The organism is Arthrobacter agilis (assembly GCF_002953615.1).
GTDB classification, from domain to species: Bacteria; Actinomycetota; Actinomycetes; order Actinomycetales; family Micrococcaceae; genus Arthrobacter_D; species Arthrobacter_D agilis_B.
In genome coordinates, this window is sequence record NZ_CP024915.1 from 2,029,361 (window position 1) to 2,037,411 (window position 8,051).

The 8,051-nt window shown below is 68.8% G+C and carries 6 protein-coding genes; 1 reads left to right on the forward strand and 5 read right to left on the reverse strand.

Annotated elements, in window-relative coordinates; genetic code table 11:
- Positions 1 to 232 precede the first annotated feature (232 nt).
- The 3 genes from CVO76_RS09875 to CVO76_RS09885 form a co-directional block, all read right to left on the reverse strand.
- Complete coding sequence (locus tag CVO76_RS09875; protein WP_208739123.1) at positions 233 to 667, reverse strand: cupredoxin domain-containing protein; 435 nt, start codon at positions 665 to 667, stop codon at positions 233 to 235.
- Between the two features lie 195 nt (positions 668 to 862).
- Positions 863 to 1,417 (reverse strand): COG4315 family predicted lipoprotein, encoded by a 555-nt coding sequence (locus CVO76_RS09880; RefSeq protein WP_208739124.1) that lies wholly within the window; start codon positions 1,415 to 1,417, stop codon positions 863 to 865.
- Between the two features lie 310 nt (positions 1,418 to 1,727).
- Complete coding sequence (locus CVO76_RS09885; RefSeq protein ID WP_208739125.1) at positions 1,728 to 1,958, reverse strand: hypothetical protein; 231 nt, start codon at positions 1,956 to 1,958, stop codon at positions 1,728 to 1,730.
- A 536-nt stretch (positions 1,959 to 2,494) separates the two neighbouring features.
- Between CVO76_RS09885 and CVO76_RS09890 the strand changes: the two genes are divergently transcribed.
- Positions 2,495 to 4,783 carry a fibronectin type III domain-containing protein gene (locus CVO76_RS09890; protein ID WP_208739126.1) on the forward strand — a complete coding sequence of 763 codons (2,289 nt, stop codon included), beginning with the start codon at positions 2,495 to 2,497 and terminating at the stop codon, positions 4,781 to 4,783.
- A 348-nt stretch (positions 4,784 to 5,131) separates the two neighbouring features.
- Here the strand turns inward: CVO76_RS09890 and CVO76_RS09895 are convergent, their stop codons facing one another.
- Together CVO76_RS09895 and CVO76_RS09900 are read right to left on the reverse strand one after the other, a co-directional pair.
- On the reverse strand, positions 5,132 to 6,472 hold the full coding sequence (locus CVO76_RS09895) for a sensor histidine kinase (protein ID WP_244185860.1): 1,341 nt from the start codon (positions 6,470 to 6,472) through the stop codon (positions 5,132 to 5,134).
- Positions 6,473 to 6,560: 88 nt separating this feature from the next.
- Positions 6,561 to 7,910, reverse strand: a complete 1,350-nt coding sequence (locus CVO76_RS09900; RefSeq protein ID WP_244185861.1) for a response regulator — start codon at positions 7,908 to 7,910, stop codon at positions 6,561 to 6,563.
- Between the last annotated feature and the right edge of the window lie 141 nt (positions 7,911 to 8,051).

Consider the following 8,051-nt stretch of genomic DNA (forward strand, 5'->3'; position numbering starts at 1 on the left):
GCGACGACGGCCTGGATCCGGAAGAGGGTGCCCCCGCCGATTCCTGCCGGTGCAGCCTGCTGGAACCCTGGTGCGAGTTGGAAATGGATGACGGCGCTGACGATCAGACCGACACCGGCCAGGGTGCGTAGGGCGATCATCGGCAGGCGACGTCGCGCCGATCCCCCGGTGGTGGACTCCTGCCGCCTGGAGGGTGCACCTCGCCTGTTGCCGGACGGAGCTCCTGTCCCGCTCATCCGACGACCAGGGTTCCGGACATCGCGGGGTGGTAGACACAGATGACCGCGTACTCGCCGGCTTCGTCGGGTGCGGTGAACGTCGCCGTCTCACCGGCGGCGAGATCGACGTCGAATCCGCCGTCGTCCTTCGCCGTGACCGTGTGCGGGGCGTCGTCCTCGTTGACGACGGTCACCGTGGTGCCGGGGGCGATGGCCTCGGGCATCACGTATTCGAAGTCCGCGATGGTGATCGTCGCTCCTTCGGTGGGCACAGTGTCCGCCGAGCCGGCGGGCGTCGGACCTGTGGCGGCCGGTGGTGCGGGCGCTGCGGCCTCGCTCGATGCGCCGGCCGCCGCCGTGGCGCGGGGCTCGGCGTCGGAGCCGCAGGCGGTGACGCCGATGAGCGCAGCGGCGACCATCAGGACCGACAGTCGGTGATGTGCTTTCATGGCATTTTTCCCAGTCGAAGGGGTGGGCTGTCCAGGCAGAGGGGACGTGGTCGTGGCGGGAGGCGGGAGGGACAGAAGTCGCCGGCAGCTCCGGGCCGGTTCTGCGAAGGAGAACCCGCAGCGGATGAGCTGCCCGACGACTTCCGGCACCCGGCGGCCCCGCTGTCGCGAGGTGCCGCCGTCACCGCGGAGGATCTACTGGATCATCGTCCCGTCGGGAGCGACGACGTACCAGACGTCTCCGACAGCCTGTCCATTGGTGTCACCAGCGGCCAGGTCCTTGTTGAAGTAGTAGATCGGCATGCCGTTGATGGTCATCTGCAGTTCGCCCTCCGGGGTCTCGATGGTGCCGACGTCACCGGTGACACCCTCCACCTCCGGAGTGTCGGTCTCGCTGATCACCGGCGGCCAGGCGACGAGGCAGTCATCCGTACAGGCGCTGACCCCCGACTCGGCGACATCCTTGGTGAAGTAGTAGACCGACATGCCGTCGGCGTCGACCACGATCTCACCCAGGTCACTCGTGGCCACGCCCAGCGTCGTCGGGCCGGTCGCCGCAGGCGCGCTGGCCGTTGCCTCGGTCGTCTCCGCCGCCTCCGTGGTCTCCGCCGCCTCGGGGGTCTCTGCCGGCGCCTCCGTGATTTCTGCCGCCACTGATTCGGTGGCTTCCTGGGCGGACCCGGAGCAACCGGTGAGAGCCAGCATGGTCAGGGCGACCCCGGCCAATGAAGTGGAAAGTTTCCTACCCATGAGTTCGATCCTCCTGATCATCCCGGCGGGGCCGGGCCCGATGGAGATGTCCTACTGCCACCCCCACTCAGGAGAACACTGCAACTCCATTCTTGGATAAACCTTTGGACGCCTCTGTCAAGCGGAAGCCCGATGAGCGTCGAGCTCCCAGCATGCATTTCGCCGTGCCAGGGATTCCGATGCTGGGATGTCTCTTCTTGTCGGGCGGATGAGCGAATGCGGATCGATCGCAACCGCATTCCAAGGTTCTTGCACGACGAGGACCGCGCAGCCCTCCACGTCCCGTGCCGGTCGGGATGACGACTGCCTGCTACTCGCCCCGGTGGTGGCCCTCCCCCAGGGACAGCCCGGGTCCGCCCGGCACCTGCAGGGTCAGATCGATGGCTCGATCCGGCAGCTCGAACACGAGAACGGCGTCGATGGTCTCGCCCTGTCGAGCCGTCGAAGGAGCGGGAGAGGACCAGACCGCTTCCCAGGTCTCCGCGCCGAGCGCAGAGACGGTGTACCGGGACGGGTCGAAGGACAGCCCGTCCTCCTCCATCGCCGTCAGCTCCAGCAGGATCCGGACACGATGACTCCCGTCAGTGGCCGGCTCAGCGAGCGCAGCGGACGGTGACGGAGGTGACCAGCCGTCGACCTCGGTCGGTAGGACTCCCTGGATGCGCCCCAGACCACCATCGACGGTGGCCGATGCGCCCAACAGGGCCGGAGGCGTCCGCGGAGCAGCCATCAGAACACTCCCGACCACCGCCCCCACAAGCAGGAGCAGGGCGACCGGCATGAGAAACCTGATGCGCCGGCGCGATGACGGGGAACGGGGCGGTGAGGCAGGACCGTGCAGCGGCGCGGGGCGGGACCGGGTTGTGGATACCATGCCCGCCAGTCTTCATCGGACTCCTAGGGAATCCCTAGGAATCGGCATTCCCCCTATCCGTCGGAGAGGACAGGCGACCCACCCGGGGTCCGACCTCGGCACGGATCGGGAAGGGGGCCAGCAGTATTTCCCCAAGGTGGTCGACCTAGCTTGTGTCCACGAGTGAACCCCTTACTCACGCAACGAGGATCAGTGAGGCCGTCATGAAATCTGCATTCCACGAAAAGGGACAGCCGAAGTCCCGCGTCCAGCATTACGGGCGGACCGCGGTTGTCGCGACGGTTTCCGCCGTCCTCGGCACCACGTCCCTTCTGGCGGTCCCCGCCGCCAACGCGGCCGTCCCGACCTTCCCGGACAACGTCGTGGTCTTCCCCGACCGTGATTTCGTCACCATCGAGGGCTACCAGGACTACGTAGGACAGACCGCCACGGTGGAGGTCCGCCGGCCCGGCGTCGGCATCGTAGGCTCCGCGAAGAGCGTCGTCGCCGCCGGTGACGTGGCTTTCGAGATCAACCACCCCGGCGGGGTGTGCTGGGGCGCGGGGACCGGACTCAATGTCACCCCTGACATCCTGCCCGGCGACAACGTCTCCATCACGTTCGCCGGCACCGAGGCAGGAACCACCACGGTCCAGGACGCCTTCGTCACGTCCGACTCCACCCTGGAAGGCAACACCCTGACCGTTCGGGGCCACGTCGGGTCGGGCGTCAACACGAGCCAGATGGAACAGCGGATCGTCGAGCCCGCGCTGAAGGACACCCCGGTCGGGCGCCGCGATGTCCGTGCGGCCCCGGGAGAACTCGCCCAGGAGGACGGCTACCAGTCCCGCCTCCAGTTCGGGCTGGACGGCCCGGACACCTTCACCGCCACCTACATCTTCGCCGACCGGGCGACGGCCGAGATCGCGGGAGACGCCGGCGGCGAGCGCGCGATGTCCTGGCAGGTGGAGGACGCCGACGCCAACCGGCAGGGCCTGACCATCGCCGAGTTCGGCGAGCTCGGCGGCCCCGGGATGGGCGGCTGCCCGAACGGACCCCTGCAGTCGGGCCCTGCAGGACCCACCAGCATCATCGCTGCGAAGGTCAGTGGCGACGTCAAGGTGAACTGGACCCCCGCTCAGGCCGTCCCCGGCACGCCGGCCATCACCGGTTACCGCGTCACAGCGGTCGCCAAGACCGTGTCCGGGAGCGAGCAGGTCGAATCCGGTGTGCGCATCAGCAACCCGAAGGCCTCCAGCACGATCATCCGGGGCCTGAAGGCCGATGAGGAGTACGACGTCTACGTGACGTCCGTCAGCAGCGTCGGCGAGACCTTCCCGGCCAGCCACGCCATCCCGGCAGAGGACACCGACGCTCCGACCGTGACGGCCACGCCCAATGGTGGGACCTTCCCGACCGCGCAGAAGGTCACCCTGACAGCCAGTGAAGCAGCCAGCGACATCTACTACACCCTGGACGGCACGGACCCCGTCTCCGGCGGCGTCAACGCCCCCCACGCGCTCCTGTACACCGACCCGATCGACGTCGCCCGCACCAGCACCGTCACGTTCGCCGCGATCGATCCCTCCGGGAACGTCTCCGAGAACGGGAACGTCACCTTCACCATCACCGACGATCCCGTACCGGCCGCTCCGGTCTTCACCGCAGCGCCGAAGGCAGGGCAGGGAACAGCGGAAGTGTCCTGGGCAGCACCCGACGCCGGGGCACCGGGACTCACCATCGACGGCTACTCGGTCCAGGCCTACACCGCCGACGGTGTAGCCTTCGGCGCTCCCAGGACGGTCGCCGGGACGGTCACCACACTGGTCTACGACGGGCTGAACGGCGACACCGCCTACCAGTTCACCGTCAGGGCCACGAACATCAACGGCACCGGACCGGAATCGGCCAAGAGTGAGCCGGTCACCGTGCAGGGCGCCCTGGTCGCCAACGCCGGACCGGATCAGACCGTCGCACGAGGCACCAGCGCCACGGCCGTCACCCTGGACGGCACCGGCTCCACCGCCACCGGCGCGACCTACCTCTGGGAGCAGGTCCTCACCGGACCCACCGATCCGGACAAGGTCACCCTGGACGCCGGCACGACCCTGAAGCCGACGTTCAGCCTGCCGGTCTACCGGACGCCGATGACCAACAAGCCGCTCACGTTCAAGCTGACGGTCACGGCGGGCGGAAGCACCAGGACCGACGAGGTCAAGGTGACTCCCGTTCCGGACAGGGTCACCATCGGCCTGGCCCAATGGAAGACGGGCGACCTGCGCATCGGAGGCACGAGCAACGTCGTCGGCGGGACGATCACCGTCCGGGTCGGCGGCCCCACCGGCCGGATCCTGGGGACAGCCCCTGTCACCGCTGCAGTCGCTCCGGAGACCGGTGGCGTCTACAGCCTGCGGCTGCGCAATGCCGCTGCAGGCACCACGAACCCGGGCAGCGTGTGGATCGAGTCCACGGTGGGAGGTACCGCCGGTCCGACGACCGTCGCGAACAGGTAGACCGGTGGGATAGACCATCGACCGTCCACCACCGGGGTCCGGTTGCTCCCGCAGTCTGCGGGCAGCAGCCGGACCCCGGTGCGTCGTCCTCGAGGTGGCGCCCGAAGGTTCCCAGACTGCGAGCGCGGAGCGGACCGGCACGACCTCCGCCACGAAGGTCGGAGGACCCTTGCCGCCGGCCCCCACTGCAACGACCGTCCGGGGCGGGTGCACCGTGAGGAGGCCTGGATCCGGCAACGGGCCGGACGATCACGGGAGGCACCGGGGCGCCCGGCCGGGAAACCACCAGCCCGGCACAGAGGCACGGGCGGGACAGGCACCTCTGGGTCGAACGGTCGGGAGCGGGAGTCAGGTGGCCGGCAGCCGGGCCGCGCCTTGGCTCGGGGATCTGGCGGGACGCCTGCGCGCGCGGCGGACTCCCGGCGCCGTTCCACCGAATGCCGCGGTGACGCAGGTTCCGACCCCGAGCGTCGAGGTGATGTCGAGGGAGCCGCCCGCCTGCCGGATGGTGTCGCCGAGGATCCTCAGCCCGAAGTGGCCTTCCGGGCGGGCCTCGTCCGTATCGAAGCCGACTCCGTCGTCCGACACCGTGATCTCTGTCCGCTGGCTGGACTGCCGGATCCGGATCTCCACCGATTGTGCCGAGGAATGCCTGGTCGCGTTGACCAGGGCTTCGCGCGCGACCCGGTAGACCAGGACCGTCTGATCCCGGTCCAGCACCAGCTCGTCCGGGATCTCGACCAGAAAGGCGATCCCGCGCTCCACCAGGGGCGTCTCCAGCCTCATGAGGGAGGCCTTCAGCCCCAGTTCTTCGAGGTCCGGCGGGTAGAGTTCCGTGGTCATGGCACGTAGGAGACGGACGTCGTTCTGCAGCATGGTGCGGGCGTTCGTGAAGACGGGGCCCATCGACGGCGGGCCCCGGCGTTCCTCCGATTCCAGGGCGTACGCGAGTCCGGACAGGTCCTGGATCACTTCGTCGTGGAGTTCACTGGCGATCTGCCGGCGCTCCTGGTCGGAGGCCTCTATCGCGCAGCGCAGCAACGCGGTGCGCGTCCCCTGGTGGTCCTGGATCCTGCGGGCCAGGCGCACGGCCGGGATGAGTTGCGCCAGTTGCAGGACCGCCAGGGACAGCAGGGTCGGCGGGATCATCCCCATGAGCACTGCGTACTGCTCACGGCGCACCGCCTCCCCGGAGGAGTAGGTCTCGAAGATCATCGGGTCACCGGTCTGCGAGGTCGAGCGCACATAGACCTCCACGAGTTCACCCGAACCGTCCTCGAACTCGTTCTCCTCCCCGGTCTGGGATTCCAGCGTGGCAGTCGCCGGCCCGCCGTCGAGCAGCAGGCGTGCCCATTCCTCCTGCTCGAAATCCCGTCCGATGAGCGATTCGGCGTCCGAGTAGACAACCCTGCCCTGCTCGTCCCACACCTTGATCCTCGTCACATTGCCATTGGCAAGCCAGGGCGCCAGTCGCCGGTCGAGCCGTTCCAGCGCGACGGGATCCCGGGCGAGGAGCTCACGGGTGATCAGGGGCCCGACCACGTTGTCGGCCAGACGCTGGGTCATGTCCCGGGCATTCATGAGAGCGTGGCGTTCCGCCTCGGCACGGATCCAGAAGGCCACGGGGGTCGCGACGAGGACGAGCGCCAGGAAGCCGACCGTGAGGAAGCGCGCGACGGCGGACTGCACCTCGCGTCGTTCGACGACGCCAGGGGCTCTCGTCCCGTCGTCGTCGGCCCTGCCGGGGCGGAGCACGCGCACGGCTTCGGGTGCCCGGCTATTTACCGGCGGAATCCGGGGCGGAGCCCGTCATGCTGCCGAGCCGCGCCACCAGCGACGGGTGCACGATCATGTTGCCCGGGCGGGCATGCTGCAGGGTGTCGAGCATGACTCCCAGGGCGCCGTCCTTCGGCAGGAACCCGCAGATTCCCATGCGGGCGGCTTCGCGCAGCGCTTCCTGTGACGGGTTGCCCGTCAGCATGACGATCCGTGCCTCCGGTGTTTCGGCGAGGATGCGCTCGGCTGCGTTGAGTCCGGAGCCGTCCGCGAGGTACAGGTCCATGACGACGACGTCGGGCCGCAGTTCCCGGAACATCGACGCAGCCGAATCCACCGATGTCGCAGCCCCCACGCTCGTGAGGTCGGGTTCGCGGTCCAACGCACCCGCCAGCAGGTCCGAGAAGGTCGTGTGATCGTCGACGATGAGGATCCGCAGGCGTCCCGTCTCCTGCCGGGTGGCCGGCGGTGCGTCGGGGTGGTTCTCCGTCGTCGGATGGACGGGTGCAGGGCGTGCCGGCGGCCCGCCGGACGGCGCAGTGCTCGTCAGCAGCCTGGCGTGTGCCTCCTTGAGGAGTCCCGTGGGTGCGCAGCCCAGTTCCTCGTCCATGATCCGGCGGCATCGATCGAAGGCCCGCAACGCTTCCGTGTTCTCCCCGTTCTGCTCCAGAGCCAGGACCAGCGTGGTCCATGCCCGTTCGTTGAGGGAGTCCTCCCGTGCGGCGGCACCGCTCCAGGCGATCGCCTTGCCCACCTCGCCCACGAGGAGCGCCGACTCCGCGGCCAGCACGCGGGCACGGCCCACCCGCTCCGCATGCAGGGCCCGCTCCTCTTCGGCCCAGCCCGGCAGCAGCTCGTCCCCGAGCAGCGGAGAGGCTGCCAGTTCGAGGGCTTCGGTGAGCAGTTCCAGCGCTGCATGGGGCGCTGCCACGGCGGCCTGCTCGGTCAGCGTCGTGAAGCGCTCCAGATCGAGGTCCACCATCGTCCGGTCGATCACGTAGCCGCCCGTGACCGTCCGCAGGGGACCCGTCCGGCCGGCTCCTGGCTGCAGGCGCCGTCGGAGGACGCTGACATAGCTCTCGAGGGTCGGCAGGGCGACGGCCGGATGATTGCCGTTCCACAGCAGATCGATGATGCGGGTCTTCGACACCGCCGATCCGAAGTTGAGCAGGAGGATCTCGAGCACCTGACGGGGCTTGGGGCCACCGAGATCGCCTGCCGTGAGCTCTACGTCTCCGCGGCGGATGGTCAGGGGGCCCAGCACCGAGATCTCGAGCGTGGGCGACTCTGCGGCGGCCTCCGGAACGTGATTGGAAACGCCTGCTTCCTTCGCCAGCTCCAAGGTGATCACAATGTCCTCCCCCAGCTCGTTGAGTACTATGCCTCCATTGAAGGGGAGGGAGAACCGGGCCGACACGAGTGGTGGCTACGCATTACTCGGGTCCGGCTACCCGCATTCGGAGTGATCGCCGGCGGTCGCACGTCCCGGCGT

Bases quoted from the DNA above. Each gene is read 5' to 3' on its own strand.
- CVO76_RS09885 (WP_208739125.1), bottom strand. From the start codon at position 1,958: ATGGAGGAGGACGGGCTGTCCTTCGACCCGTCCCGGTACACCGTCTCT.
- CVO76_RS09875 (WP_208739123.1), bottom strand. From the start codon at position 667: ATGAAAGCACATCACCGACTGTCGGTCCTGATGGTCGCCGCTGCGCTC.
- CVO76_RS09880 (WP_208739124.1), bottom strand. From the start codon at position 1,417: ATGGGTAGGAAACTTTCCACTTCATTGGCCGGGGTCGCCCTGACCATG.
- CVO76_RS09890 (WP_208739126.1), top strand. From the start codon at position 2,495: ATGAAATCTGCATTCCACGAAAAGGGACAGCCGAAGTCCCGCGTCCAG.